This is a genomic window from Caulobacter sp. P1_D6 (assembly GCF_056406095.1).
Genome location: NZ_JBFUAW010000038.1, coordinates 45,705 through 71,368, shown reverse-complemented (window position 1 = coordinate 71,368; position 25,664 = coordinate 45,705). Strand labels below are relative to the sequence as shown.

The 25,664-nt window shown below is 68.2% G+C and carries 23 protein-coding genes; 11 read left to right on the top strand and 12 right to left on the bottom strand.

All coding sequences use genetic code 11. The features are described from left to right. Nucleotides 1-694 precede the first annotated feature (694 nt). Nucleotides 695-1,153 carry a hypothetical protein gene (locus AC1DYP_RS19935; RefSeq protein ID WP_477047801.1) on the bottom strand — a complete coding sequence of 153 codons (459 nt, stop codon included), beginning with the start codon at nucleotides 1,151-1,153 and terminating at the stop codon, nucleotides 695-697. A gap of 133 nt (nucleotides 1,154-1,286) precedes the next feature. Between AC1DYP_RS19935 and AC1DYP_RS19930 the strand changes: the two genes are divergently transcribed. Beyond that, entirely contained in the window at nucleotides 1,287-2,537 is a 1,251-nt protein-coding gene (locus AC1DYP_RS19930; protein ID WP_477047800.1) for a UbiH/UbiF/VisC/COQ6 family ubiquinone biosynthesis hydroxylase, read from the top strand. 6 nt (nucleotides 2,538-2,543) lie between these two features. On the opposite strand, the gene AC1DYP_RS19925 is transcribed toward AC1DYP_RS19930, so the two are convergent. From AC1DYP_RS19925 to AC1DYP_RS19910, 4 genes are all read right to left on the bottom strand, one after another. Further along, nucleotides 2,544-3,629: an acyltransferase family protein gene (locus AC1DYP_RS19925; RefSeq protein ID WP_477047799.1), complete on the bottom strand. Its 1,086-nt coding sequence runs from the start codon at nucleotides 3,627-3,629 to the stop codon at nucleotides 2,544-2,546. 36 nt (nucleotides 3,630-3,665) lie between these two features. Further along, the gene (locus AC1DYP_RS19920) at nucleotides 3,666-3,866 is read right to left on the bottom strand and encodes a Trm112 family protein (RefSeq protein WP_477034572.1); all 201 of its coding nucleotides are present in this window, start codon (nucleotides 3,864-3,866) and stop codon (nucleotides 3,666-3,668) included. Between the two features lie 201 nt (nucleotides 3,867-4,067). Continuing rightward, complete coding sequence (locus AC1DYP_RS19915) at nucleotides 4,068-4,730, bottom strand: LON peptidase substrate-binding domain-containing protein (RefSeq protein ID WP_477047798.1); 663 nt, start codon at nucleotides 4,728-4,730, stop codon at nucleotides 4,068-4,070. 21 nt (nucleotides 4,731-4,751) lie between these two features. Then, nucleotides 4,752-5,666 (bottom strand): tetratricopeptide repeat protein, encoded by a 915-nt coding sequence (locus tag AC1DYP_RS19910; protein WP_477047797.1) that lies wholly within the window; start codon nucleotides 5,664-5,666, stop codon nucleotides 4,752-4,754. Nucleotides 5,667-5,803: 137 nt separating this feature from the next. On the opposite strand from AC1DYP_RS19910, the gene AC1DYP_RS19905 reads away from it, so the two are divergent. Continuing rightward, nucleotides 5,804-6,214 carry a hypothetical protein gene (locus tag AC1DYP_RS19905; protein WP_477047796.1) on the top strand — a complete coding sequence of 137 codons (411 nt, stop codon included), beginning with the start codon at nucleotides 5,804-5,806 and terminating at the stop codon, nucleotides 6,212-6,214. 2 nt (nucleotides 6,215-6,216) lie between these two features. Here the strand turns inward: AC1DYP_RS19905 and AC1DYP_RS19900 are convergent, their stop codons facing one another. After that, a complete protein-coding gene (locus AC1DYP_RS19900; protein WP_477047803.1) occupies nucleotides 6,217-6,723 on the bottom strand; it encodes a prolyl-tRNA synthetase associated domain-containing protein in 507 nt (168 codons plus the stop codon). 84 nt (nucleotides 6,724-6,807) lie between these two features. Here AC1DYP_RS19900 and AC1DYP_RS19895 point away from each other — a divergent pair, with 84 nt between their 5' ends. Together AC1DYP_RS19895 and AC1DYP_RS19890 are read left to right on the top strand one after the other, a co-directional pair. Continuing rightward, complete coding sequence (locus AC1DYP_RS19895; RefSeq protein ID WP_477034568.1) at nucleotides 6,808-7,551, top strand: DUF6065 family protein; 744 nt, start codon at nucleotides 6,808-6,810, stop codon at nucleotides 7,549-7,551. 56 nt (nucleotides 7,552-7,607) lie between these two features. After that, on the top strand, nucleotides 7,608-7,958 hold the full coding sequence (locus tag AC1DYP_RS19890) for a hypothetical protein (protein WP_477047795.1): 351 nt from the start codon (nucleotides 7,608-7,610) through the stop codon (nucleotides 7,956-7,958). A gap of 132 nt (nucleotides 7,959-8,090) precedes the next feature. On the opposite strand, the gene AC1DYP_RS19885 is transcribed toward AC1DYP_RS19890, so the two are convergent. Beyond that, nucleotides 8,091-10,502, bottom strand: coding sequence for a membrane-bound PQQ-dependent dehydrogenase, glucose/quinate/shikimate family (locus AC1DYP_RS19885; protein WP_477047794.1), 2,412 nt, complete (start codon nucleotides 10,500-10,502; stop codon nucleotides 8,091-8,093). A 185-nt stretch (nucleotides 10,503-10,687) separates the two neighbouring features. On the opposite strand from AC1DYP_RS19885, the gene AC1DYP_RS19880 reads away from it, so the two are divergent. From AC1DYP_RS19880 to AC1DYP_RS19870, 3 genes are all read left to right on the top strand, one after another. Further along, a complete protein-coding gene (locus tag AC1DYP_RS19880) occupies nucleotides 10,688-11,245 on the top strand; it encodes a hypothetical protein (protein WP_477047793.1) in 558 nt (185 codons plus the stop codon). A gap of 2 nt (nucleotides 11,246-11,247) precedes the next feature. Beyond that, entirely contained in the window at nucleotides 11,248-11,553 is a 306-nt protein-coding gene (locus tag AC1DYP_RS19875) for a winged helix-turn-helix domain-containing protein (protein ID WP_477047792.1), read from the top strand. A 173-nt stretch (nucleotides 11,554-11,726) separates the two neighbouring features. Then, complete coding sequence (locus tag AC1DYP_RS19870) at nucleotides 11,727-12,416, top strand: alternative oxidase (protein ID WP_477047791.1); 690 nt, start codon at nucleotides 11,727-11,729, stop codon at nucleotides 12,414-12,416. A gap of 76 nt (nucleotides 12,417-12,492) precedes the next feature. Here the strand turns inward: AC1DYP_RS19870 and glmM are convergent, their stop codons facing one another. Continuing rightward, nucleotides 12,493-13,839 carry a phosphoglucosamine mutase gene (gene glmM / locus AC1DYP_RS19865; protein WP_477034562.1) on the bottom strand — a complete coding sequence of 449 codons (1,347 nt, stop codon included), beginning with the start codon at nucleotides 13,837-13,839 and terminating at the stop codon, nucleotides 12,493-12,495. 161 nt (nucleotides 13,840-14,000) lie between these two features. Between glmM and glmS the strand changes: the two genes are divergently transcribed. After that, a complete protein-coding gene (glmS, locus tag AC1DYP_RS19860; protein WP_477047790.1) occupies nucleotides 14,001-15,821 on the top strand; it encodes a glutamine--fructose-6-phosphate transaminase (isomerizing) in 1,821 nt (606 codons plus the stop codon). 87 nt (nucleotides 15,822-15,908) lie between these two features. Beyond that, nucleotides 15,909-18,404, top strand: a complete 2,496-nt coding sequence (locus tag AC1DYP_RS19855) for a calcium-binding protein (RefSeq protein ID WP_477047789.1) — start codon at nucleotides 15,909-15,911, stop codon at nucleotides 18,402-18,404. 40 nt (nucleotides 18,405-18,444) lie between these two features. Here the strand turns inward: AC1DYP_RS19855 and AC1DYP_RS19850 are convergent, their stop codons facing one another. The 4 genes from AC1DYP_RS19850 to AC1DYP_RS19835 all read right to left on the bottom strand — a co-directional run bounded on the left by AC1DYP_RS19850 (nucleotide 18,445) and on the right by AC1DYP_RS19835 (nucleotide 23,457). Then, complete coding sequence (locus AC1DYP_RS19850) at nucleotides 18,445-19,875, bottom strand: APC family permease (protein ID WP_477047788.1); 1,431 nt, start codon at nucleotides 19,873-19,875, stop codon at nucleotides 18,445-18,447. 153 nt (nucleotides 19,876-20,028) lie between these two features. Next, complete coding sequence (locus AC1DYP_RS19845; protein WP_477047787.1) at nucleotides 20,029-21,081, bottom strand: alpha/beta hydrolase-fold protein; 1,053 nt, start codon at nucleotides 21,079-21,081, stop codon at nucleotides 20,029-20,031. 90 nt (nucleotides 21,082-21,171) lie between these two features. Further along, a complete protein-coding gene (locus tag AC1DYP_RS19840; RefSeq protein WP_477047786.1) occupies nucleotides 21,172-22,359 on the bottom strand; it encodes a class I SAM-dependent methyltransferase in 1,188 nt (395 codons plus the stop codon). A gap of 87 nt (nucleotides 22,360-22,446) precedes the next feature. Next, the gene (locus AC1DYP_RS19835) at nucleotides 22,447-23,457 is read right to left on the bottom strand and encodes an aldo/keto reductase (RefSeq protein WP_477047785.1); all 1,011 of its coding nucleotides are present in this window, start codon (nucleotides 23,455-23,457) and stop codon (nucleotides 22,447-22,449) included. A gap of 106 nt (nucleotides 23,458-23,563) precedes the next feature. Between AC1DYP_RS19835 and AC1DYP_RS19830 the strand changes: the two genes are divergently transcribed. Both AC1DYP_RS19830 and AC1DYP_RS19825 read left to right on the top strand, forming a co-directional pair. Then, nucleotides 23,564-24,457: a LysR family transcriptional regulator gene (locus AC1DYP_RS19830; RefSeq protein WP_477047784.1), complete on the top strand. Its 894-nt coding sequence runs from the start codon at nucleotides 23,564-23,566 to the stop codon at nucleotides 24,455-24,457. A 169-nt stretch (nucleotides 24,458-24,626) separates the two neighbouring features. Beyond that, the gene (locus AC1DYP_RS19825; protein WP_477047783.1) at nucleotides 24,627-25,655 is read left to right on the top strand and encodes an aspartate-semialdehyde dehydrogenase; all 1,029 of its coding nucleotides are present in this window, start codon (nucleotides 24,627-24,629) and stop codon (nucleotides 25,653-25,655) included. Nucleotides 25,656-25,664 lie beyond the last annotated feature (9 nt).

Sequence of the window (25,664 nt, the reverse complement as noted above, 5' to 3'; positions counted from 1 at the left end):
ATACACGCGCTTTGTCCCCGTTCGACGCCGACGGCGGGCGGGCTCCCCAACGACAGGAGTCCCCGGACACGCTGAAGTAACCCCCTCCAGCCCAGTCCCGCTCGATCGCCCCCCGCCGCCGCATCGGTCGCTGGCCATGCGCCCTTTCCATGCGGCGAGGTGAGAACAGGATACAGGCGGTTTGGAGGGTGGGGATAAGTTCGGGTCGAGAAAGTTCAGGGCGCTGAAATCGCTGGGGTTTGCTCGTTGAACGCCGAGCATAAGCAGTTGCCCCCCACCTCCGTCATCCTCGGACTTGTTCCGAGGACCCCTCGTTCAGCCGAACTGCCATCCACATGCAGGACCCGATCTCACCGCCTTGTGGATCGTCCTTCTTCGCGGCGGAGGCAGGGATCCTCGGAACAAGTCCGAGGATGACGGATGTTGGGGTGACGTTGAAGACCGCCCGAAGCGGCGAGGCCACGCCTTAAAACCTTGATGGCGAGCCTGCTCTGGCGTCTGACCGAGTCAAGGACGACGCGCCGCGTCGCCGCGACGCGGCCGCCAGAGGCGGTCCTTGACTCGGTCAGACGCCAGAGCTCCGATCCACCAAGGCTTTAAGGCGCGGCCCCATCCGGGGCGGATGGGGGCTTCGCCAAGCGGACGTTCCGAGAGTCTGAGAAGGGTGGTTGTCGGACCTTGGGAGGGCGTGGCGCTAGCAGTGGGTAGCCGGTATGAGGCGAACGTTCGCGCTGGTCAGCGGCACCTTTACTTCGCCGTCATCGACAGTGGAGATCGTCACGGAGCCGCTGAACGTGGCAGGTATTTTGCCGTCGCTCCAAGCAACATCCTGCTCCTGAATGGGAGCATACAGCGTGACCAGCACGAACCCACTCAACGCCTTCGGGCTGCTCTGGCTAAACCACGTCGCGCCTTGGCTGCCTTCGCCAGCAAGAACGCCGTCAGGGGTTGCGCTGTTACCGGCCGTGATGCGCCACCCAGGAGGTATGCGGCACACCGCCCCAAAGGTGACGCCCCAGGTCTCAATAGAGAAGCTTTCAACCCTTTCGTCTTGCTTCAGTGGAAATCCAACGACCGAGGCAAGATAGGTGCGCGGATGGTCCACCGGCGGGGCCTGGGCGGCGATGAGGAACAAGAGCGGCAGAGCTTTCATAAGCCGATCATCCCCCGACCCCAGGATGTCCGCAACGGGTCGTTAGCCGACACCAACGCCCCACCCGCGACCGGACCCCACTTCGCGACCGCCGCCCCTAGACACCGCCCCCTCCCCAGCGCCATATCCGCCCATGCGCGACCACGACGCCGACGTCATCATCGCCGGAGCCGGCATGGCCGGAACCACCCTGGCGCTCGCCCTGGCCTCGGCCGGGGTCAAGGCCCTGCTGGTCGATCCCCAGCCGTTCGACGCCCAGCTGGCCGAGAGCTTCGACGGGCGCTCGTCGGCCATCGCCTATTCGTCGTTCCGCCAGTGGCGGGCGATCGGGGCCGGCGAGGCCCTGGCGCCCCACGCCCAACGGATCGAGCAGATCCTGGTCACCGACGGCAAGGCGCCCGGTCCGGCCTCGGGCGGGCCCTCGCCGTTCTTCCTGCGGTTCGACAGCAGCGAGATCGCCGACCGCTCCGAAGGCGAGCCCCTGGGCTATCTGATCGAGAACCGCCAGATCCGCGCCGCCCTGGCCAAGACCGTGATCGACAAGGGCATCACCGTGCTGGCCCCGGTCGGCGCCCAGGCCCTGGAGGTCACCCCGGCCGGCGCGACCCTGACGCTCACGGACGGCCGCACCCTGTCGGCCCCGCTGGTGGTCAGCGCCGAGGGCCGCAACGGCGTGCTGCGCAAGGCCGCCGGCATCGGCGACATCGGCTGGAGCTACGGTCAGAGCGGGGTGGTGGCCACCGTCCGCATGGAGCATCCGCACCACGGCGTGGCCCACGAATACTTCCTGCCCAGCGGCCCGTTCGCCATTCTTCCGTTGACGGACAATCGCGCCAGCCTGGTCTGGACCGAGAGCACCGACCGGGCCGAGGCCCTGCGGCATGCGTCGCCGGAAGCGTTCCACGCCCACCTGATGCGGCGGTTCGGCGAGTTCCTGGGCGCGGTCGAGATGGCCGGCCCGACCTTCGTCTATCCGCTGTCGCTGTCGCTGGCCGAGCGGCTGGTCGCCCCGCGCCTGGCCCTGATCGGCGACGCGGCCCACGGCGTGCACCCGATCGCCGGCCAGGGGCTGAACCTGGGCCTGAAGGACGCCGCGGCCCTGGCCGAGGTGGTGGCCGAGGCCCTGCGCAACGGCGAGGACATCGGGGCCGAGGCGACGCTGGAGCGCTACGCCCGCTGGCGGCGGTTCGACAACGTGTCCAACGCCCTGGCCTTCGACGGCTTCGTGCGCCTGTTCTCCAACGACAATCCGCTGCTGCGCCTGGCGCGCGGCGTGGGCATGGCGGCGGTCAACCGCATCGCCCCGGCCCGGCGGTTCTTCATGCACGAGGCCGGCGGCGGGGTGGGCGACCTGCCGAAGCTGTTGCGGGGCGTGGCGCTCTAGCGCGCCCTAGACCTTCACCACCCAGCCGCGCTTGCGCATGTAGGCCAGCACCATCCAGATCAAGCCGACGAAGATCGCCACCGGGATCAGGGCCGCGGCCTTGGCGCCGATCAGCGGCGTGGCCCAGGCGTAGGGGATCTTCAGGATGTGGGCCGCCAGCATGATCGAAGCCAGCATGTGCAGGCTGTAGGCGAAGATGGCGTTGATCCCGAAATCGGTCAGGAAGCCGGTTCCGGGCAGCTTCCGGCCCTTGATGTCCAGCACCTGATGCAGGCCGGCCAGCAGGACCAGGGCGATCCCGGTCGACAGCAGCACGAAACTCGAGGTCCAGAGCTCCTTGGAGATCGGGAACATCAGGCCCCAGGCCAGGCCGCCGACGATCATGGCGACGCCCACGACCAGCAGGCCCAGCGGCCCACGCCCGTCTTTCGATTTGGGGGCCAGCAGCCACTCGCCGGCCGCAACGCCCAACAGGGCCTGGGCGATGGCCGGCAGGGTCGAGAGCAGGCCTTCGGGGTCGTAGCCCAGCGGTCCCTTCACATAGGTGTGGGCGCCCAGCACCAGGCGGTCGAACCAGCCGACGAAATTGGCCCCAGGCTTGAGCAGGTCGACGGCGCCGTCCGGGAACGGCAGGAGGGTCAGGGGCCAGTAGAGCGCCAGGATCGCCGCGGCCAGGACCAGCCGGGCGCGCGGGCCCAGCGTCTTGTAGAGGACGGCGGCGGCCAGGAAGCACAGGGCCAGGCGCTGCAGCACGCCCATCGGCCGGAACAGCACGCTCTCGGGCGTGGCCATCCAGTAGATGTTGCTGAGGATCAGGCCGAGCAGGAACAAGCGTCCGGACCGGACCAGCAGCCGGCGCAGCGTCGCGCCGTCCAGACCATCGCCCCCCTGCCCCAGGGCCAGGGGGGTCGAGACGCCGGTCATGAACACGAAGGCCGGGAACACCGAGTCGGCGATCGTGAAGCCTCGCCAGGCGGCGTGCTCAAGGGGGGCGAAGATCGCGTAGCCGCTGACATAGTAGAGGTAGGAGGCGCTGTTGACGACGATCATGCCGACGATCGTCAGTCCACGAAGCACGTCCAGCGAAGCCAATCGCTGTCGCTCGACCCTGCCCCCCTGCGCCACGCCCTAGTCTTCCAGGCTGCGGGCTTCCTCGGGCAGCATGATCGGCACGCCGTCGCGGATCGGATAGGCCAGCTTGGCGGCGTTGCTGATCAGCTCGCCCCGGGCGCGGTCGTAGAACAGCGGCGCGCGGGTGACGGGACAGACCAGCACCTCCAGCAGGCGCGGGTCGAGATCGGCGGGCGGCGGAGGCGGTTGGGCGGTCATGGCTGCGTTTCTATGCGGTTTCGGAGACGTTGAGAACCTTCCCCAAACTTTCAACCGTCATCCTCGGACTTGTTCCGAGGACCCCTGCTTCAGCTGAGAAGAATGAAGATCCATGGGCGGAGAGGTCGCGGCTCGATGGCCAAGGTCAACGCGGCGGACCTAGGGGTCCTCGGAACAAGTCCGAGGATGACGGCCGTGGGATCACTGGATCATCGTCGGGTCTTCGTCGTCGCCGGCCGCGTCGATCTCCAGCAGCGCCACCAGGGTCTCGCGGCGCTCCACCAGGGTCGGGGCCTCGAGCAGGGCCTGCTTCTCGACCGGTTCGAACGGCAGGGCCATGGCCAGGCTGTTGATCAGGGCGTCGGACGGCGCGGCCTCGGCGCTGCTCCAGTCGATCGCCAGGCCGCGATGGTCCAGATAGCGGCGCAAGGCGTCCAGCAGCGGCGAGGCGTCGCTCCCCGTCGCCGTGTGCGGCGAGGCCTCGTGCAGGTCGTCCTCGAAGGTCGTGAAGTCGGCGCGCACCTGGCGGTAGGGCGAACGCGCCGGAAGCTCGTCGCCGACCCGGAACCGGCAGACCCCGGTCAAGGTGACCAGGTAGCGGCCGTCGCTGGTCTCGGCGAAGCTGGTCACCCGGCCCGCGCAGCCCACGGGGGCCAGGTTCGGCCGCTCGACGTCGCCGCCCGGACGGGTCTGGACCATGCCGATGATCCGCTCGCCCGACATGGCGTCGTCGAACATGTTGAGGTAGCGCGGCTCGAAGATGTTCAGCGGCAGCTGGCCGCCGGGCAGCAACAGGGCGCCGTCCAGCGGAAACACCGGGATCACCAGCGGCAGGTCGTCCGCCCTTCGATAGGATCCCGGCATGCGAACGCTCCTCTTTGAATCCTAACTGAACAGGATCGATGACAGCCGCTTGCGGCCGGCCTTGGCCACCTCGGATGCATAGCCGGCGGCCTCGAACACGGTCAGCAGCTGCTTGCGGGCCGCCTCGTCGTTCCAGGCACGGTCGCGTTCGATGATGGTCAGAAGATGGTCCGAAGCGGCCTGAAGATGGCCGGCGCCGGCCAGGGCCTTGGCCAGCTCGAAGCGGGCCTCGTGGTCGTCGGCGTCGGCGGCCAGGCGCTTTTCGAACGGCGCGGTCTCGGACGGGGCGTCCTCGGCCAGGGCCAGGGCGGCGCGGACGCTGTCCAGGTCCGGGTCCTTGGCCCCGGCCGGGGCGGTGGCCGCGACTTCCGCCGCGCCTTCCAGGTCGCCGCCGGTCAGGTAGCATTTGGCCAGGCCGCCGATGGCCTTGACGTTGGCCGGATCCATCTGCAGCACCTGGGCGAAGGCCTGGGCCGCGCCGCCGAGGTCGCCCAGGTCCAGCGACTCCTTGGCCATGGCCAGCAGGGCGTCGACGTCGCTCTCGGGCGGCGGGCCCGCCAAGCGGTCGATGAACGACTTGATCTGGCTCTCGGGCACCGCGCCCTGGAAGCCGTCGACCGGCTGGCCGTTGACGAAGGCGTAGACGGTCGGGATCGACTGCACGCGCAGCTGGCCCGAATAGCCAGGGTTCTTGTCGACGTCGATCTTGACCAGCTTGACCGCGCCGCCGGCGGCGTTGACGGCCTTTTCCAGGGCCGGGGTCAGCTGGCGGCACGGGCCGCACCAGGTGGCCCAGAAGTCGACGATCACCGGCTGGGTCTTGGAGGCCTCGATCACGTCGGCCATGAAGCTGGCGTCGGTCCCGTCCTTGATATGCGCGCTCCTGGCCGCGCCACCGGCTTGGAGGGGAGGGGGAGTGTCGCCAATCAGGGCCATCGGGTCTCTCGTACTGGATAGGGAACGCCTAGGCCGCCAAGATGGTCCTTAGAGTGTCCCCACGCAATCGTCGGCGGGGCGAGTCTTGAGCGGCGCGGCGCCCGATGATGATGTTCGGGTTCTTGGGGGAATTGAAGATGAGACGCTTGCTGACGGCCGCCGCCGGGGTCGCCTTGGTCATCGCCGGCGGCGCGCCACGCGCCGAAACGCCCAGGGACCGCCCGGGCTTCTGCAAGGCGCTGGACCGGTTCGCCTCGGCCCCGCCGGGCGATCGCTCGGCGCTGTTCTTCTGGTCCTCCTCGAGCGACGACACGTTCGACATCTACGCGTCCATGGCGGCCCAGCCTATGGATGCGGCCGCGCGCGAGCTCTACGCCGCCTACGCTCAGACGACCCACTACATCCCCTTGGCCGACCTCAAGACCCGCCTGGACCGGTGCTCGACCGCCAGGCATGGCCGGGTGCGCGTCGAAGCGTCGGAGGCGGCCTGCGCCGGCCATGCATCCGACCAGCCATGCCTGAGCATTCGCAGGGTCGCGCCGCGCTGATCCTAGGCGACCACGGTCATGGCGGCGAAATCGACGATCATCGGCTCGATCCCCAGCGCCGCCAGGAACCGCCGCAGGCCGTCCTGCGAGACGGCCGTGGTGGCGTCGTTGGCCAGCGGGTGGAAGTTGACCGGGTCGGCCTGAGCCAGGGCGGCGTCCAGCACGAAGCGCACGCGGCGCTCGGCGTCGTTGATCAGGCCGAAGGCCGTGACCGAGCCCGGCGTCACGCCCAGGGTCTCGAGCATCAGTTCCGCATTGCCGAACGACAGCCGGCCCGAGCCGATCACCGTGTGCAGGCGCTTCAGATCGATCGCCGTCTCGCCCAGGGCCGAGATCAGCCACAGCTGGCCCTTGGCGTCCTTCAGGAACAGGTTCTTGGTGTGGCCGCCGGGCAAGGCCGCCTTGATCTCCAGCCCCTCCTCCACCCGGAACACCGGCGGGTGGTCGAGCGTGGAATGGGCGACGCCGTGGGCGTCGAGGAAGGCGAACAGGTCGGCGCGGCTCTTCATCTTGGTCTTCATGGGGGGACTTCCTAGCCGAGCCGTGGCCCGCTAGACCAGACTCCAAGACCAGCTAGGGAAGAAAGAGCCGGCATGGAACTGGAGTGCTACCCCACCGAGAACCGGCCGCCCGAAATCGTGCCGGGACGGCCCCAGCGGGCGTGGATGGACCACTTCGCCGACCGCCATCCCTATCGCTGCCTGCCCCTGACCATGGCCAACACCACCGGCTGGGAGATCCTGTGCCCCGTCGGCTTCTCGGCCACCTGGGACGGCGGGGCCCACCAGAACTGCATCACCTTCAAGGCCGATCACCCGCATCCGGGCTTCGACGACTTCGTGAAGTCGCACTTCTCGCGCGGGACCATCACCTTCCACACCGGCTACCTGTTCCGCACCCCGCCGGGCTGGTCGATCTGGACCATGGGCCCGCCAAATCACATCAAGGACGGGGTCCAGCCGCTGGCGGGGCTGGTCGAGACCGACTGGCTGCCCTTCCCCTTCACGATGAACTGGATCTTCACCCGCCCGGGCACGATCCGCTTCGAGAAGGGCGAGCCGTTCTGCTTCTTCATGATGATCCAGGACAAGCCGCTGGAGCAGGTGCAGCCGGTGATCCGGTCGATGAACGCCAATCCTGACCTGCGCGGCCAGTACGACGCCTGGGCCGCCAAGCGCGGCGAGTTCAACGCCCGCATCTTCAAGCGCGAGCCCGAAGCGATGAAGGAGGCGTGGCAGCGCTTCTACTTCAAGGGCGAATACCCCGAGGAGGTCGAGGCCCCGGCCCCGGCGGCCCACGTCAACAAGCGACGGCTCAAGGCGCCGAAGGTCGGGTGAGGACGCGAACGCACCGCACGCCGCTGTCGATCTGGGTCATCGTCGCGCTTACGACCTTGGTGATGTTGCCCGAGGTTGGAGCCCTGTTCACGAACCCCAACAAGCGGTCGCTGTTTGGGCTTACCATGATCCTCGTCCTCCCCGCCTATCACGCGATCGCCCTGGCGCGGCTCAGCCGATGGCCGATCCTGCTTTATTTGGGCGTTGCAGGCCTAGTGTTGATCAAATCGACGGGCGTTTTTCGGGCGCACTATCCCTGGATGACGATGGTCTTCATGTTCGCGCCCCTGGGCCTCGGAATGATCGTCTATCTCGCTTGCACCCTGCCCCACTGGCGCAAGATGAACTGGGCCCTGTTCGGGCGGCCGTATCGACCGCCCGAGGATCAGGCCGAGGTCTTCGCCTAAAGCGCGTCCTCCCAAACGGTTGTCATCCCGGGCGTAGCGAAGCGCAGACCCGGGACCGCCGGAAGCGCCGAGTTCACGCGCCGGTCCCGGATCGGCGCGCTGCGCGCTTGTCCGGGATGACACCACGATGACCTACTTCAGCGCGTAAGCGATCACCTGGTCCCCGATCGGGGTCTCCATGAAGTGGTGGCCGCCGGTCATGATGACCACGTACTGCTTGCCGCCGACCTCGTAGGTCATCGGCGTGGCCTGGCCGCCGGCCGGGAGCACGTCCTGCCAGACGGTCTTGCCGGTCTTCAGGTCGATGGCGCGGATCAGGTTGTCGGTGGCGGCCGCCACGAAGACCAGCCCGCCGGCCGTGACCACGGCCCCGCCGTTGTTGGGCGTGCCGATGTCCAGCGGCAGGTGCGAGGGGATGCCGAACGGGCCGTTGGTGCGGGCCGTGCCCAGCGGGCGGTCCCAGATCGTCTTGCCGGTGCGCAGGTCGATGGCCCGGATGCCCCCATACGGCGGCTCCTTGCACAGCAACCCGGTCAGCGGCAGACGCCAGCCGGCGTTGACGTCGATGGCGTAGGGCGTGCCGACCTGCGGATCGCCGGCCCCCTCCGCGCCCTTCTTCATCGAGCCGCCGCGGGCGTCGCCGCGCGGGGTCCAACCCTTGGCGTCGGCCACCGCGCGCGGCACAAGGCGGTTGTAGTTGGGCATGTCGTTGTAGTTGGCGACGATCACGCCGCGGCTGGAGTCGACGGCCACGCCGCCCCAGTCCGAGCCGCCGTTGTAACCCGGGTATTCGATGTAGCGGCGGTCGGCGACCGGCGGGGTGAAGAAGCCGTCGTACTTGGCGCGCTTGAACTGGATGCGGCAGATCATCTGGTCGATCGGCGACATGCCCCACATCTGCTTCTCGGTAAGGTCGGGCTTGCGCAGGGTGTGGTAGAGCGAGATCGGCTGGGTCGCCGCCCGCTGCTCGGGCTCGAGCCCGCCCTGCGGCACGGCTTGGTCCTTCACCCCGGTCAGCGGCCGGCCGGTGCGGCGGTCCAGCACGAAGATGTCGCCGCGCTTGCTGGGCAGGACCACGGCCGGGACGGGTCCGCCGGCGGTCGGGAAATCGACCAGGGTCCCTTGCGAGCCCAGGTCGTAGTCCCAGACGTCGTTGCGCACGGTCTGGAAGGTCCAGCGCGGCTTGCCGGTGGTCACGTCCAGGGCGACCAGCGAGGTCGAGTACTGCTTCTCCAGGGCCGAGCGGCTGGAGCTCCAGTAGTCGGCGGCCGAGACGCCCAGCGGCAGGTAGACCAGGCCCAGGGCCTCGTCGCCGGTGGCCGTGGTCCACATGTTGGGCGTGCCCTTGGTGTAGGTCTGGCCCTCGGGCGGCAGGGTCGTGATGTCGGGACGGGTCATGTCCCAGGCCCAGCGCAGGGCGCCGGTGACCGCGTCATAACCCTGGATCGTGCCCGACGGCGCGTCGCGCCGTTGGCCGTCCAGCACCTGGTGGCCGGTGACGATCACGCCGCGCACGATGGTCGGGGCCGAGGTGATCGACAGCATGCCGGCGGCCGAGGGGCCCATGCCGACGGCGGTCGAGACCTGGCCGTTGGTCCCGAAGTCGGCGCAGGGGACGCCGGTCCGGGCGTCGACGGCGATCAGCCGGGCGTCCAGCGTGCCCTCGATGATCCGGGTCGCGCAGGCCTTGGCGGGATCGACGCCGGGCGCGGCGTAGTAGGAAACGCCCCGGCAGGCGGCGGTGTAGGGGATGGCCTCGTCCGGGACCTTGGGGTCGTAGCGCCAGCGGGTCTGGCCGGTGGCCGCGTCGATGGCGATCATGATGTTCTTGGGCGTGCAGACGTAGAGGCTGTTTCCCACCTTCAGCGGGGTGTTCTCCGCGCCGTACTTGCCCTCGGCGGCCGCGCTGGGCATGTCGCCGGTGCGGATCATCCAGACCCGCGTCAGGTTCCTGGCGTTGCCGGCGTTCAGCTGGGTCAGGGGCGAATAGCGCTGGCCGGCATAGGTGCCGCCATAGGCCGGCCAGTCGGCGCCGACCCGCATCAGCGAAGGGTCATTGTCGGTCATGGCCGCGACGGCGGGCAGCGGCCCGTCGACCTTGGCCTTGTTGGCCCCGGCCACCACAACGCCGCCGACGATCACGAACACCGCCAGCGCCGCGAAGCCGACCAGCGACTTGCGGCGGCCGGTCGGACCGGGCTCGACCGCTGGCAGGGCGGCCAGCACCAGGACCAGGAGCACGGTCGGGGCGATTACCCGGGGGACCAGCGCCCAGCCGTTCAGCCCGACCTCCCACAGCGCCCACAGTACGGTGAGCACGAAGACGGCGATGTAGATCCAGGCTCCCAGGGTCCGGCGCTGGATCAGCAGGACGCCCGAGACCAGCAGGCCAAGGCCCGCGAGCACGTAATAGGCCGAGCCGCCCAGCACGACGAGCCAGGCGCCGCCGATCGTCAGGGTCAGTCCGATCAGCGCCAGGACGACGCCCAGCAGCATGACGGCCCAGCCGCCCGCGCCCTTCCGAGAAGATGCCAGGGACGCCATCGCCATGCTCCGAACTGAACAGTCGTATGCGGATTGAACATGTTCGACGAGCTAACGGTTCCTTGGATCGAGGATGAATCCGGAGGAGGTCGGAGCCGGCGCAGAATACTCTGCTTGACAGAGCGCAAGGATATGTCACTCTGGACCACAGAGCGCTCTGGGTGCTCAATTCATGGAGGGGTGCGATGGGCATTTCCAAGAGCGAGGCGGCGTCCGCGCTGACCGATATCGAGAGCGCGACTCGCCGCAGCGGGCTGCTGAAGGGCTATCACATAGCCGGGCCGATCCTGATGGTCTGGGGCGTGATCTGGGCGGTGGGCTATTCGGCCATGGGGCTGCTGGAGCCCGAGCGCTGGGGTCTGGTCTGGCTGGTGCTGGACGTGGTCGGGATCACGGCGACGATCCTGCTCGCCCGGCGCGGCGGCAAGGGCGCGGCCAAGGCCGGAACGAGTTGGAAGATCATGGCGGGCGTCTTGGCCGTCATGGCCTTCTACGCCGCCACCTTCGCGCTGTTCCAGCCGTCCTCGGCCGATGTCGCCCTGGCCTATCCGGGTGTGGTGACGGGTCTGATCTACGCCGGGGTCGGCATCGCCTACGCCCCGCGCTATCTGTGGATCGGCACGGCGGTGTTCGCCGCCAGCATGGTCGGCTACTTCTTCTTCCAGCCCTGGCTGGCCTTCTGGATGGCGGCGGTCGGCGGCGGCGGGCTGATCGTGGCCGGTCTTTGGCTACGGAGGGCGTAGGCGTGGCGGAGTTGGACGAGCTGATCCATCAGCCCCTGCGGCTGAAGATCATGGCCGCGCTCCACGCCGAGCGCGACGCCGATCCGGTGGAGTTCTCGCGGCTCAAGGCCGTCACCCAGGCGACCGACGGCAATCTGGGCAGCCACCTGAGCACCCTGGAAAAGGCCGGCTATGTCGAGATCGCCAAGGACTTCGTCGGCAAGCGGCCGCGCACCCGCGTGGCCCTGACCCAGGCCGGCCGCAAGGCCTTCCGCCGCCACGTCGACTATCTGCGGGCGGTGGTGGAAGGGGTGGACGGCGGCGACTGAGGCGCCGCCTTCCCGGAGCAAGAGCGCGCTAAGGGGGATACGCAAACCCCCTTAGCGCAGACTCCCTTAGGGGCGGGTCCCGAATATTCCCGCATCAATGGCAGGGCTATTCAAGCGGTCAGTCGAACCCGTTCCCGCGCCGCGCGGGCCTCGGGGACTTCAGGACAAAGACGATGACCCACCAGCCCGTCGACCTCATGGTTCACCACCAGCCCAAGGGCGTCTCCGACGCTGTCGCCCATGGTTTCGTCAAGGCGCTGCGGTTCTGCGCCGACACCTTCTTCGCCAAGCGCTACGGCCACCGCGCGGTGGTGCTGGAAACCGTCGCCGCCGTGCCCGGCATGGTCGGCGCCACCCTGACCCACCTGAAGTGCCTGCGCCGGATGGAAAGCGACAAGGGTTGGATCAAGACCCTGATGGACGAGGCCGAGAACGAGCGCATGCACCTGATGACCTTCATCGAGGTCGCCAAGCCCACGCTGTTCGAACGCTTCGTGGTCGTCGCCGCCCAGTGGGTGTTCTACCTGTTCTTCTTCGGCCTCTACCTCGTCTCCTCCAAGACCGCCCACCGCGTGGTCGGCTATTTCGAGGAGGAGGCGGTGATCAGCTACACCCACTACTTGGCCGAGATCGACGAGGGCCGGTCGCAGAACGTGCCGGCGCCCCAGATCGCGCTGGACTACTGGAGCCTGCCCGCCGGCGCCACGCTGCGTGACGTGGTCGAGGTGGTCCGCGCCGACGAGGCCCACCACCGCGACGTCAATCACGGCTTCGCCAACGAACTGCGCGGCCTGCCGCAAGGCGCGATCGCCCCTTGCCCGCCGCATGTGGTGCTGGAGCCGAACTGGAAGACGGCGGCCTGACGCCGTCGCCCCGCTCAGGCTCCGCACGCGCCCCGAGGTTCCCCCTCGGGGCGTTGTCGTTTGGGGGGTCGCGCCGTCAGACGGCCTTCACCGCCGAGACGATCGACTTCACCACCTTCTTGACCAGGGCCGGGTCGTCGCCCTCGGCCATGATGCGGATCAGGGGTTCGGTGCCGGACGGGCGGACCACGATGCGGCCCGAGCCGTTCAGCTGGCTCTCGCCGTCGGCGATGGCCTCCTTGACGGTCTTGTGCTCCAGCGGCTTGCCGCCGGCGAAGCGGACGTTCTCCAGCAGCTGCGGCACGGGCTCGAACTGACGGCCCAGGGCGCTCATCGGCTTGCCGCTCTGGATCATCACCGCCAGCACCTGCAGGGCCGCGATCAGGCCGTCGCCGGTGGTCGAGAAGTCCGACAGGATCACGTGGCCCGACTGCTCGCCGCCGATGTTGAAGCCGCCCTCGCGCATGCGGGCCATCACATAGCGGTCGCCCACCGAGGTGCGCTCCAGCTTCAGGCCGTTGTCGGCCATCAGCCGCTCCAGGCCCAGGTTGGACATCACCGTGGCGACCACGCCGCCGGCGTTCAGCCTGCCGGCCTTGGCGAAGGCCAGGGCGACGATGGCCATGATCTGGTCGCCGTCGACCACCACGCCCTTCTCGTCACAGATCACCAACCGGTCGGCGTCGCCGTCCAGGGCGATGCCGATGTCGGCGCGATACTCGCGCACCAGCTTGGCCATGGTCTCGGGATGGGTCGAGCCGCAGTCGGCGTTGATGTTCGTGCCGTTCGGCGCGACGCCGACCGGGAACACCTCGGCGCCCAGCTCGTAGAGGGCCTCGGGCGCGACCTTGTAGGCCGCGCCGTGGGCGCAATCGATGACGATGCGCAGGCCCGCCAGGCTCAGGTGCCGCGGGAAGGTCGCCTTGACGATCTCGATATAGCGGGCCTGGGCGTCGTCGACCCGCTTGACCCGTCCCAGGTCGCGCGGCTCGGCCAGGCCCTCCTGCAGGCCCTCGTCCATCAGGGACTCGATCTTCAGTTCCTGCTCGTCGGACAGCTTGTAGCCGTCGGGACCGAACAGCTTGATGCCGTTGTCGGCGAAGTCGTTGTGGCTGGCGCTGATCATCACGCCCAGGTCGGCGCGCATCGAGCGGGTCATCATCGCCACGGCCGGGGTCGGCAGCGGACCGAACAGCCGCACGTCCATGCCGACGCTGGCGAAACCGGCGACCAGGGCCGGCTCGATCATGTAGCCGGACAGGCGGGTGTCCTTGCCGATCACCACCAGGTGGCGGCGGTCGTCCTGCGAGCGGAACAGCTTGCCGGCCGCCAGGCCGACGCGCAGGGCGACTTCGGCGGTCATCGGATGCTTGTTGGCCTGGCCGCGGATGCCGTCGGTGCCGAAATAAGCGCGCTTGCTCATGATCTCGATCTTGTCTCGATTAGGTCTCGGTCGGATCGCGAAACGATCCGAAATGCAGATTTATGAGGGCCGCCGATAAGCGAATGCTAAAGGCGGCGCTCGAAATATCCGTCTCGACACCAATAGTCCCAGGCACGGCGTTCTACAAAGGATCATGGCCCATGTGCGGCATCATCGGCATCGTCGGTACCCAGCCCGTGACGGGGCGGCTGGTCGACAGCCTCAAGCGGCTTGAATACCGGGGCTACGACTCGGCCGGCGTCGCCGCCGTCGTGAAGGGCAAGGTCGAGCGCCGCCGGGCCCAGGGCAAGATCAAGAACCTGGAAGCCCTGCTCGCCGAACAGCCGCTGGCGGGACAGAACGGCATCGGCCACGTCCGCTGGGCCACCCACGGCGCGCCCAACGTCCAGAACGCCCACCCCCACACCGCCGGCCGCGTCACCCTGGTGCACAACGGCATCATCGAGAACTTCGCCGAGCTGAAGGCCGAGCTGGCCGCCACGGGCCGGGTGTTCGAGAGCGACACCGACACCGAGGTCATCGCCCAGCTGATCGACGCCGAGCTGGCCACCGGCCTGCCCCCGCTCGAGGCCTTCAAGGCCACCCTGGACCGCCTGACCGGCGCCTACGCCCTGGCCGTGCTGATCGAAGGCGCCGACGACCTGATCCTGGGCGCCCGTCGCGGCAGCCCGCTGGTGGTCGGCGAGGGCCAGGGCGAGATGTTCCTGGGCTCCGACGCCCTCGCCGTCGGCCCCTTCACCAACCGGGTGATCTATCTGGAAGAGGGCGACTACGTCGCCATCGACCACGACAGCGCCAAGATCTTCGACGTCTCGGGCGCGCCCGTCGTCCGCCCGGTCAAGGTGGTCCCCGCCTCGGCGGTGATGATGGAGAAGGGCAACTACCGGCACTTCATGGAGAAGGAGATCCATGACCAGCCGGAGGGCTGCCAGCGCACGATCTCGGCCTATGTCGACGCCCTGACCGCCCGCGCCGCCATGCCCGGCGGGCTGGACTTCAAGGCCCTGGAGCGCATCCAGATCGTCGCCTGCGGCACGTCCTATATCGCCGGGGTGATCGGCAAGTACCTGATCGAGCAGCTGGCCGACCTGCCGGTCGACGTCGAGATCGCCTCGGAATTCCGCTACCGCCAGCCCGCCCTGCGCCCGGGCTCGCTGGTCATCGCCATGTCGCAGTCCGGCGAGACCGCCGACACCCTGGCCGCCCTGCGCTACTGCAAGGCCAAGGGCATGAAGAGCGCCGTGGTGGTCAACGCCCAGGAATCGACGATGGCCCGCGAGGTCGACGTGGTCTGGCCGATCCACTGCGGACCCGAGATCGGCGTGGCCTCGACCAAGGCCTTCACCGCCCAGGTCAGCGTGATGATCGCGTTGGCGGTGGCGGCGGCGAAGGCTCGCGGGACCATCGACGACGCCGAGGAGCAGCGGATGGTCCGGCTGATGCTGGAGGCCCCGCGCCTGATCGCCGAGGCCATCGGGCTTGAAGACGCCCTCAAGGAGATCGCCGTCGACATCGCCAAGGCGCGCGACGTGCTGTTCCTGGGCCGCGGGCCGATGTCGGCCCTGGCCCTGGAAGGCGCGCTGAAGCTGAAGGAGATCAGCTACATCCACGCCGAGGGCTACGCGGCCGGCGAGCTGAAGCACGGCCCGATCGCCCTGGTCGACGACCAGACCCCGATCATCATCCTGGCCCCCTACGACAGCTATTTCGAGAAGTCGGCCTCGAACATGAGCGAGGTCATGGCGCGCGGCGGCCAGGTGGTGTTCATCACCGACCCGCAAGGCGCCAAGCACGCCCCGGCCGGCGCCCGCGTGGTGGTCACCGCCCCGGCCAGCGACCCGCTGGTCTCGACCCTGGTGATGTCGGCTCCGATCCAGCTCTTGGCCTACCACGTGGCCGTGGTGAAGGGGGCCGACGTCGACCAGCCGCGCAACCTGGCCAAGTCGGTGACGGTGGAGTAGCGGGCGCGGCCCACCTTCCCTTTTCCCGAGCGTTGCTGCTAGTGTCCGACCTAACCGTGTGTCGGGGTCGGTGCGGAGGGGGAAGTCATGGCTATCGAAGGAACCGACGGCGACGACGTGATCGTCGGGACCGAAGGCGCCGATGTGATCCTCGGCAAGGCCGGCGCCGACTGGATCTCGGGCACCGGCGGCAATGACGATATCGATCCCGGTTCCGGCCTCGATCACGTGGACGGCGGCGCCGGAAACGACACTGTTCGCCTGAGCTCCGTCTACACCAGTCACGGCTCGGAATACGGCGGCGGGACGGGTGACGACACGCTCGATCTCAGCGCGGTGGCGCCCGACAGATACTTGTCCTGGTATTGGACCTCGGCCACCAGCGCCGTCGTTGAAGATCGACACGACTACAACGACCCGAAATCCGTCACGGTCCAGAATTTCGAGATCTTCCGCGGAACGGATGGTTATGACTACTTCAATTTCCGTTCGGTGGATGGCCCGCTGGCGGTGGAGGTGCACGGCGGCGGCGGGAACGATTTCTTTGACGCCATGTACAACAACCTCAAGATTTTCGGCGACGAGGGAGACGACTATATAATCATCGGCCCCGGCGGCAGCGCCTATGGGGGGAACGGTGACGACACCATCGACATCTGGGCGAGCACCTACGTAAAGACGGACGGCGACTTCGACGGCGGCGCCGGCACTGACAAGCTGCAGCTCTATGTGCCCTACTACACGGTCGATCTGGCCGCCAATACGCTGTCCGACGCCGCCAGCACGCTCTCCATCCATAATTTCGAACGCGTGTCCGTGGGGGTGAACACCTGGGTCACGGCCACGGCCTATGGCGACGACGGCGCCAACACCTTCGAGGTGAATTCGTATACGAATAATGGCGGCGGAGCCGCTTTTCACGGCCGCGGCGGCGACGATCTGCTGATAAGCGGAAAGGGCGCCGACCTGCTCGACGGCGGCGACGGTTTCGATACGGCGAGCTACGAAACGGCGACCTCCGGCGTCAGGATCAACCTGGCCGCCAGCGGTCCGCAGGACACGCTCGCCGCCGGCCTCGACACCCTGGTCAGCATCGAGGGCGTGAAGGGCACCGCCTATGGCGACGTGCTGATAGGCGGGCTGTCGGGCCGCACCACCCTGGACGGCGGCGGGGGCGACGACATCCTCTACGCCGGGTCGGGCGCCAGCCGCTTGTCGGCCGGCCAGGGCCACGACCACCTCTACGCCAACGCGGCCGCGGACGTCCTCGACGGCGGCGCGGGCTTCGATCTGGCCCGCTATGACAGCTCCACCCAAGGCGTGCTGGTCAACCTCACCAGCGGCGCCGGGGCCGGCGGCTACGCCGAGGGCGATTCCTACGCGCAGATCGAGGGCGCCGTCGGAAGCGCGTTCAATGACGCCCTCTTCGGCGACGCCGCGAACAATGTCCTCTACGGACAGGCCGGCGACGACATCGTGAGCGGCGAGCTTGGCAACGACACGCTGGACGGCGGCGATGGAGGCGACCACCTCTATGGCGGCGCCGGAGCGGACTCGCTGGTCGGCGGGGCCGGCTATGATTTCGCGCGATATGACTTCGCGGCGAGCGCGATCACCGTCGACCTGGCCCGCGGCGGCTTTTCCAGCGAGGCGTTCGGCGACAGCTTCTCGTCGATCGAGGGCGTGGTGGGCTCGGCCTTCGGCGACGCCCTGACCGGCGACGGCGGCGACAACACCCTCTACGGCCAGGCCGGTGACGACGTGCTGCGCGGCGAGGCCGGCGGCGACCGCCTCGACGGCGGCGTCGGCAACGATCACCTCTACGGCGGCGCGGGCGGCGACATCCTGATCGGCGGCGACGGCGTCGATCTGGGGCGCTACGACGCCTCCGGCTCGGTGCGTGTGGACTTGTCGCTCGGACAGGGCTTCACCGGCGAAGCGGCCGGCGATCTCCTGATGGGGATCGAGGGCGTGGTGGGGTCAGGCGAGAGCGACGTGCTGGTGGGCGATGCGGCGGCCAACATGCTCTATGGCCAGGCCGGCGACGACCAGATCTGGGGCGGCGGCGGCGCCGACGTGATCGACGGCGGCGCCGGGACCGACCTCGTCCGCTTCGACCTGCCTGGCGCGCTGGGCGTCGTGGTCGATCTCAAGAACGGGCTGACCAGCGAAGGCGATCGCCTTTCGGGCCTGGAGGGCGTGGTGGCCACCGACGCCAAGGATGTTCTCTACGGCGGCGACGGCGGCGAGGTGATCTACGCCCTCGGCGGGGACGACCGCATCGTCGGCGGCGGCGGGAACGACCGTCTCTACGGCGGCGCGGGCGCGGACTGGTTCGCGTTCGACAATGGTTCGGGTTCGGATCTGATCATGGACTTCAAGGCGCACGGCGCCGATCATGACGTGATCGCCATCCAGAAGAACGTCAATGGCTCCGGCATCGTCGATTTCGCGAGCCTTCTGCTCCACGTTCAGAACACCAGCGCGACCGACATGCGCGTGGACCTCGGAGGCGGGGCCTATATCGGACTTCTGGATCTTCACGTCGCCGATCTGTCGTCGGATCTTTTCCTGTTCTACTGAGGCGCGGTCGCCGGGGCTCGCCACCCGGCGACGACCAGGCTCACGAGGTGAGATTCAGCCTGGAACGCCTGAACGAATAGCCGAAATAGATCAGGCACGCCGCCGCCGCCCAGATCGCGAACAGGATCCAGGTGTCCAGCGGCAGGCCGATGATCAGGTAGCCGCAGAAAGCGACGCTGACGATCGGCACGACCGGATAGAGCGGCACGCGGTAGCCGCGCGGCAGGTCCGGCTGGGTCCGCCGCAGGATGATCACCCCCAGCGAGACGATGGCGAAGGCGATCAGCGTGCCCATGCTTGTCAGGTTGACCAGGGTGTCCAGCGGCACGAAGGCGGCCAGCAGGGCGATGAAGGCCGCGACGATCCAGGTGTTGAGGTCCGGGCTCTGGGTCTTCGGGTTCACCCGCTGGAACAGCTTGGGCAGCAGGCCGTCGCGGCTCATGGCGTAGAGGATGCGGGTCTGGCCGTACATGACCACCAGGGTGATCGAGAAGATCGAGACGATGGCCCCGACGCACAGGATCAGCGAGGTCCAGGCCTGGCCGGTCAGGTTGCGCAGGATCACCGCCAGCCCGGCTTCCTGCCCCGCGAAGGCCGTCCAGGGCTGGGCCCCGACGGCGGCCAGGGCCACCAGGATGTAGACGCCGGTGACGATCAGCAGGGACAGGATGATGCCCAGCGGCAGGGTGCGGCGCGGGTCCTTGACCTCGTCGCCGGCCGTCGAGACCGCGTCGATGCCGATATAGGAGAAGAAGATCGACGAGGCCGCCGCCCCGATCCCGGCCATGCCCATCGGCGCGAACGGCGTCAGGTTGCCGGCGTGGAAACCGCTGAAGGCGATGACCACGAAGAACAGCAGCACCAGCAACTTCAACACCACCAGCACGGCGTTGACGCTCACCGACTCCTTCACCCCGCGCAGCAGCAGGATCAGGCAGGCGCCGACCAGCACCACGGCCGGCAGGTTGAACACCCCGCCCGCGCCGGGGGCCTTGGCGATGGCGTCGGGCATGCGCCAGCCGATCAGGTCGGAGAACATCTCGTTCAGATACTGCCCCCAGCCCACGGCGATGGCCGAGGCCGAGACCGCGTATTCCAGCAGGAGGCACGCCCCGACGAGGAAGGCCACGAACTCGCCCAGGGTGGCGTAGGCGTAGCTGTAGGACGAACCCGACACCGGGATGGTCGAGGCCAGCTCGGCATAGCACAGGGCCGTCAGGGCCGCGGTGATCCCGGCGATCACGAACGAGACGATCACGGCCGGTCCGGCGGCCGGCACGGCCGTGGTCAGGGCCACGAAGATGCCGGTGCCGATCGTGGCCCCGACGCCCAGCATCGTCAGCTGGAACAGGCCGATCGTGCGGTGCAGGCCCCCAATGGCGTGGTCTTCCGGAAGATGCTCGCCGCCCTCGGCGACGACCCGGCCCACGGGCTTGCGGCGAAGAAGGTCGGCCGCGCGAAACTGGCCCATGGGGAGTCCTTGAGGCTGACGGCCCTCCCCCTGTGGGGGAGGTGTCGGCGAAGCCGACGGMGGGGGTGATCGGGCGCTGGTCGCACAGGTTCGATCGCTCGACAATATCCCCCCACCGATCGCCGCGCGATCGCCTCCCCCATGGGGGAGGGCCTAACCTCCCTCGAACATCAGCGTCTGGGCGAAGAACGGCAGCAAATCCGTCCGGACCCGCCCCGTCTCGCCCCAGGTGCGGTCGCCCCAGCCGCCGACATACTCCTCGGCCTCGTGCGGCACGTCGTATTCGGTCAGCAGGCGCGAGAAGGCCTGGTTGGAGACCACGTGGTCGGGATTGGGATCGCCCCGCGTCCAGTCGAACTTGAAGCCGCGCAGGGTCCTGAGGTTGTCGGCGTAGCGTCCCACCGAGCGTTCGAGCGCGAAACTGTCGATCAGCTTCTCGGTCAGGGCCGCGTCGATGATCAGCTTGCCGTCCACCTTGCGGGCCGGCGGGTCGACATAGAGCGGCGGCTTGGCCGGATTGGGCAGGTGGGCCTGGTAGATGGCGGTGAACAGCTGGGAGAACGGGTCGGCCTTCAGGTCGTCCAGCGACTTGGCGCCCTGCAGCAGGTCGAAGTTCGGGCGCGAGGACATGGTCTGCAGCCCCAGGCCCGTGCCGACCGGATGCAGGGCGTAGACCGCGCCGAACACGTCCGGATGGCGCATGCCGAAGGCGATGGCCCCGTGCCCGCCCATCCGGTCGCCGGCCAGGCCCCGCGAGTCGCGGCTGGCCAGGGTGCGGAACCGGCCGTCGGTCCACGGGACCAGATCCTTGACCATGAAGTCGCGCCAGTTCCCCGTGACCGGCGAGTTGGCGTAGATCGATCCGCCCAGCGGCGTGCTGAAGTCGGCGGCGACCACGATCACCGGCGGGATCGTCCCCGCCTTGATCGCCCGGTCCAGCAGCCCCCGAAGATCGTGCTGGTCGAACGCCGCGCGCTCGTCCTCGAAGATGTTGTGCAGGTAGTAGATCACCGGGTAGCGCCGGCCCGAGGCCTCGTAGCCGTCGGGCAGATAGACCCGCACGCGCCGCTGGCCGCTGATCCCGAGCTTGTTCCCGTCGAAGGCCTTCGACGCGACCTCGAAGTCGCGCACCTGGCTCTGGGCCAGGGCGGGCGGGACCGCCAGCAGCATCATGAAGGCCGCGAGCAGCAGGCCGAACCGGATCATCGGGACTCTCCGTGTCACACCCAGGGAGAACGCCACGCCACTCAACTGAAGGTCATCAACGCCCTGCAATTGGGCGCAAGTACGGCGCCGCTAGCGCCGTTCGCCGTCGAACATGTAGTCCCGGGTGATCGGCAGGGCGCCGACCTTCTTGGCCACCTGGATCTGGAACACCATGTGGCCGCCGTAGCGGAAGCCCAGCTCGGCCCCGCACAGGTAGAACTCCCACATCCGCCGGAACCGCTCGTCGAACATGGCGGGGATGTCCGGATCGGCCAGGAACCGCATGCGCCAGTGCTTGCAGGTCTCGGCATAGTGCAGGCGCAGGATCTCGATGTCGGTGATCCACAAGCCCGCGGCCTCGACGGCTTTGACGATCTCCGACAGGCCCGGGATGTAGCCGCCCGGGAAGATGTACTTGGCGGTGAAGGCGTTGGTCGCGCCGGGGCCCGACATCCGTCCGATCGAGTGGATCACCGCGCTGCCGTCGTCGGCCAGCAGGCGTTTGACGGTGTCGAAATAGGTCTGGAAGTTCGGCGCGCCGACGTGCTCGAGCATGCCGACCGAGACGATGCGGTCGAAGGTCTCGTCCAGGTCGCGATAGTCGGTCAGCCGGAATTCGACCTGGTCGGACAGGCCGGCCTTCTCGGCGCGCTCGGTGGCCAGGGCCAGTTGCTCGGTCGACAGGGTGACCCCGGTCATCTTCGCCCCATGGTCGGCCGCCAGGGTCAGGGACATGCCGCCCCAGCCCGAGCCGATGTCCAGCACCTTCATGCCGGGCGTGATGTTCAGCTTGGCGCCGATGTGGGCCTTCTTGGCGGCCTGGGCCTCTTCCAGGGTCATGTCCGGCCGCGCGAAATAGGCGCAGCTGTACTGCATGTCCTTGTCGAGGAAGCGCTTATAGAGCTCGTTGGAGACGTCGTAGTGGTGGGCGACGTTGCGGCGCGAGGCGATGCGGTCGTTGACCGACTGCACCGAGCGCTTGATCGCCTTCTGGGCCCGCTTCAGCGGCGTGCCGCGCTTGGGCGTGCGCCCGCCGCTCTTGCCGACGATCTCCAGCAGGTCCCACAGCGTGCCCTGCTCGATCTTCAGGTCGCCTTCCATATAGGCCTCGCCGAGACCCAGGCTGGGATTGGCGACCAGGCGGCGCAGGCCGCGGCCGTTGACGCGCATCGTCACCGGCGGACCCGAGCCGTCGCCGGCCTTGGTCGTCGAACCGTTGGGCAGGTGGACCGTCAGGTCGCCCACCTTGACCATCTTTTTCAGCAGAGCTTCGATCATGGCCGCGAAGCTAAACCCAGCTTCGCGGCCAATAACAGACCGAAATTTTCATCCGCCCACCCTTGAAAACGGGAGCCGGCGAACCAGTCAGTGCTCGCTGTCGAGGTGGGCCATCTGGGCTTCGGCATAGCGCGTGCCGGCCGCCGCGCCCTTGGGCACGGCCTGCTCGATCGCGGCCAGGTCGCCGGCCGACAGGGTCACGTCCAGCGCGCCCAGCGACTCGGAGAGGCGTGCGCGGGTGCGGGCCCCGACCAGCGGCACGATGTCGTCCCCTTGGGCGGCCGCCCAGGCGATGGCGATCTGGGCGACGCTGACGCCCTTGGCGTCGGCGATCTTCCGCAACGCCTCGACCAAGGCCAGGTTCTTGTCGACGTTCTCGCCCTGGAAGCGTGGACCGCCGGCCCGGAAGTCGCCCTTGGCCTTGCCCTGGTCCTTGTCCCAGTGGCCGCTGATCAGGCCGCGCGACAGCACGCCGTAGGCGGTCATGCCGATCCCCAGCTCGCGCAGCACCGGCAGGATCTTGTCCTCGACCCCGCGGGTGATCAGCGCATATTCGATCTGCAGGTCGACGATCGGATGGACGGCGTGGGCCTTGCGGATGGTCTCGGCGCCCACTTCCGACAGGCCGATGTGGCGCACATAGCCGGCCTTGACCATGTCGGCGATGGCCCCGACCGTGTCCTCGATCGGCACGACGGGGTCCAGGCGGGCGGGGCGATAGATGTCGATGTGGTCGACGCCCAGGCGCTGCAGCGTATAGGCCAGCGAGGTCTTCACCGCCGCCGGGCGGCCGTCGAAGCCGATCCAGCCGGCCCCGGGATCGCGCTGGGCGCCGAACTTGACGCTGAGGATCGCCTTGTCGCGCCTATTTCCTTTAAGGAGGCCACCGCGCAAGGCCTCGCCGATCAGCATCTCGTTGTGGCCCATGCCGTAGAAGTCGCCGGTGTCGATCAGGGTGATCCCGGCCTCCAGGGCCGCGTCGATCGTGGCCAGGCTCTCGGCGCGGTCGGCCGGGCCGTACATGCCCGACATGCCCATGGCGCCCAGGCCCAGGGCCGAGACGACCGGGCCGCTCTTGCCGAGTTGACGCGTTTGCATGGGGGAGTCTCCGAAAGCGTGCGTGTTCGATGGCGGGGACTATGCGCCGCCGCCTCGCGTGCGATAATCCGGTCATTGCCGCACGAGCTGTTCGGAAAATAGCACAATGGCCCAGCCCGACCTCGCCGATCTAGACGCCTTCACAGCCGTGGCCCGGGCCCGCAGCTTCCGGGGCGCGGCCGCCCAGCGCGGGGTCTCGGCCTCGTCGCTGTCGGAAGCCCTGCGCCGGCTGGAGGCCGACCTGGGCGTGCGATTGCTGAACCGCACCACCCGCAGCGTCACCCCGACCGAGGCCGGCGAGCGGCTGCTGGCCCGCCTGACCCCCGCCCTGGCCGACGTCGGCCTGGCCCTGGACGAGATCAACGCCTTCCGCGACAGCCCGATCGGCGTCTTGAAGCTGAACGTGCCGGGCGCGGTGTCGCGGATCGTCTTTCCCGACCTGATCCCCCGCTTCCTGGCCGCTCATCCGGGAATCCGGGTCGAGGTCAGCGTCGAGGAGGCCTTCGTCGACGTGCTGGCCGCGGGCTTCGACGCCGGAGCGCGCTATGACGAGCGGCTGGAGAAGGACATGATCGCCGTGCCCCTGGCCGGGCCGCAGCGTTTCGTGGTGGTCGGCTCTCCGGCCTATTTCGCCGAGCACGGCCGCCCGACCCATCCGCGCGAGGTGCTGAACCACCCCTGCATCCGCCACCGCTTCCCCAGCGGGTCCAGCTACGCCTGGGAGTTCGAGAAGGACGGCGAGGTGATCAAGGTCCAGCCCGACGGACCGCTGATCACCAACAGCGGCGAGCTGGAACTGGCCGCCGTCGAGGCGGGACTGGGCCTGCTGGCCACCTTCGAGGGCTTCGTCGCCCATTCCATCGCCGCCGGGCGACTGGAGACCGTGCTGGACGACTGGCTGCCGCCGTTCAGCGGGCCGTATCTCTACTATCCCAGCCGCCGCCACATGCCCGCGCCGCTGCGGGCGTTCGTGGACTTCCTGAAGGCCGAGAAGCGGTAGCGTTTTCCCCTACCCGATGCAGAATCCACGCAGGCGGGGTGAAATCTTCCCCGAACCCCCTGCGCTAAGCATCGCATTAGAAAGCCTGTTCTTGCTTATGCGGCTTCCCGGGCGTAACGGGTCCGCTCCCGCCGCCGATGGCGGGCTCAAGTACGAATTGGAGGCTGCGATGGGTTACCGGGTCGCCGTGGTCGGCGCCACGGGCAATGTGGGCCGTGAGATGTTCAATATCCTCGAGGAACTGAAGTTCCCCGTGGAGAAGATGCATGCCATCGCCTCGCGCAAATCCATCGGCGTGGAAGTCTCGTTCGGCAGCCAGACCCTGCACTGCGAAGACCTGGAGCAGTTCGACTTCTCCAAGGTCGACATCGTGCTGATGAGCGCCGGCGGCGCCATCTCCAAGGCCTGGGGCGAGAAGATCGGCGCGGCCGGTCCGATCGTCATCGACAATTCCAGCCACTTCCGGATGGATCCGGACGTGCCGCTGGTGGTGCCGGAAGTGAACCCGGACGCCGTCAACAAGCTGCCCAAGAACATCATCGCCAACCCCAACTGCTCCACGGCGCAGCTGGTGGTGGTGCTGGCCCCCCTGCACGCCGAAGCCAAGATCAAGCGAGTGGTCGTCTCGACCTACCAGTCGGTCTCGGGCGCGGGCAAGGAAGGCATGGACGAGCTGTGGGAGCAGACCAAGGGCGTGTTCGTCCTGGGCGCCCCGGCTCCGAAGAAATTCACCAAGCAGATCGCCTTCAACGTCATCCCCCACATCGACGTCTTCATGGAAGACGGCTTCACCAAGGAAGAGTGGAAGATGATGATGGAGACCAAGAAGATCCTGGATCCGTCGATCAAGCTGACCGCCACCTGCGTGCGCGTGCCGGTCATGGTCGGCCACGCCGAGTCGGTGAACATCGAGTTCGAGACCCCGCTGGACGAGKACGACGTCCGCGAGATCCTGCGCGACGCCGACGGCGTGCAGGTGGTCGATAAGCGCGAGGACGGCGGCTACATGACGCCGAAGGAATCGGCCGGCGAGTTCCCGGTCTATGTCTCGCGCATCCGCACCGACCCGACCGTGGAAAACGGCATCGCGCTCTGGTGCGTGGCCGACAACCTGCGCAAGGGCGCGGCGCTGAACGCCGTGCAGATCGCGCAGCTGCTGCATGAGAAGGGTCTCATCAAGCAGAAACTCCCGGCCTAAACCGCCCTC

Excerpts from the sequence above, each read along its gene's own strand:
- AC1DYP_RS19900 (WP_477047803.1), bottom strand. The coding sequence starts at position 6,723 with ATGAAGAGCCGCGCCGACCTGTTCGCCTTCCTCGACGCCCACGGCGTC.
- glmM (WP_477034562.1), bottom strand. The coding sequence starts at position 13,839 with ATGAGCAAGCGCGCTTATTTCGGCACCGACGGCATCCGCGGCCAGGCC.
- AC1DYP_RS19895 (WP_477034568.1), top strand. The coding sequence starts at position 6,808 with ATGGAACTGGAGTGCTACCCCACCGAGAACCGGCCGCCCGAAATCGTG.
- AC1DYP_RS19885 (WP_477047794.1), bottom strand. The coding sequence starts at position 10,502 with ATGGCGTCCCTGGCATCTTCTCGGAAGGGCGCGGGCGGCTGGGCCGTC.
- AC1DYP_RS19840 (WP_477047786.1), bottom strand. The coding sequence starts at position 22,359 with ATGATCGAAGCTCTGCTGAAAAAGATGGTCAAGGTGGGCGACCTGACG.
- AC1DYP_RS19855 (WP_477047789.1), top strand. The coding sequence starts at position 15,909 with ATGGCTATCGAAGGAACCGACGGCGACGACGTGATCGTCGGGACCGAA.
- glmS (WP_477047790.1), top strand. The coding sequence starts at position 14,001 with ATGTGCGGCATCATCGGCATCGTCGGTACCCAGCCCGTGACGGGGCGG.
- AC1DYP_RS19905 (WP_477047796.1), top strand. The coding sequence starts at position 5,804 with ATGAGACGCTTGCTGACGGCCGCCGCCGGGGTCGCCTTGGTCATCGCC.
- AC1DYP_RS19920 (WP_477034572.1), bottom strand. The coding sequence starts at position 3,866 with ATGACCGCCCAACCGCCTCCGCCGCCCGCCGATCTCGACCCGCGCCTG.
- AC1DYP_RS19850 (WP_477047788.1), bottom strand. The coding sequence starts at position 19,875 with ATGGGCCAGTTTCGCGCGGCCGACCTTCTTCGCCGCAAGCCCGTGGGC.
- AC1DYP_RS19910 (WP_477047797.1), bottom strand. The coding sequence starts at position 5,666 with ATGGCCCTGATTGGCGACACTCCCCCTCCCCTCCAAGCCGGTGGCGCG.
- AC1DYP_RS19930 (WP_477047800.1), top strand. The coding sequence starts at position 1,287 with ATGCGCGACCACGACGCCGACGTCATCATCGCCGGAGCCGGCATGGCC.
- AC1DYP_RS19870 (WP_477047791.1), top strand. The coding sequence starts at position 11,727 with ATGACCCACCAGCCCGTCGACCTCATGGTTCACCACCAGCCCAAGGGC.
- AC1DYP_RS19880 (WP_477047793.1), top strand. The coding sequence starts at position 10,688 with ATGGGCATTTCCAAGAGCGAGGCGGCGTCCGCGCTGACCGATATCGAG.
- AC1DYP_RS19830 (WP_477047784.1), top strand. The coding sequence starts at position 23,564 with ATGGCCCAGCCCGACCTCGCCGATCTAGACGCCTTCACAGCCGTGGCC.
- AC1DYP_RS19835 (WP_477047785.1), bottom strand. The coding sequence starts at position 23,457 with ATGCAAACGCGTCAACTCGGCAAGAGCGGCCCGGTCGTCTCGGCCCTG.
- AC1DYP_RS19845 (WP_477047787.1), bottom strand. The coding sequence starts at position 21,081 with ATGATCCGGTTCGGCCTGCTGCTCGCGGCCTTCATGATGCTGCTGGCG.
- AC1DYP_RS19935 (WP_477047801.1), bottom strand. The coding sequence starts at position 1,153 with ATGAAAGCTCTGCCGCTCTTGTTCCTCATCGCCGCCCAGGCCCCGCCG.
- AC1DYP_RS19915 (WP_477047798.1), bottom strand. The coding sequence starts at position 4,730 with ATGCCGGGATCCTATCGAAGGGCGGACGACCTGCCGCTGGTGATCCCG.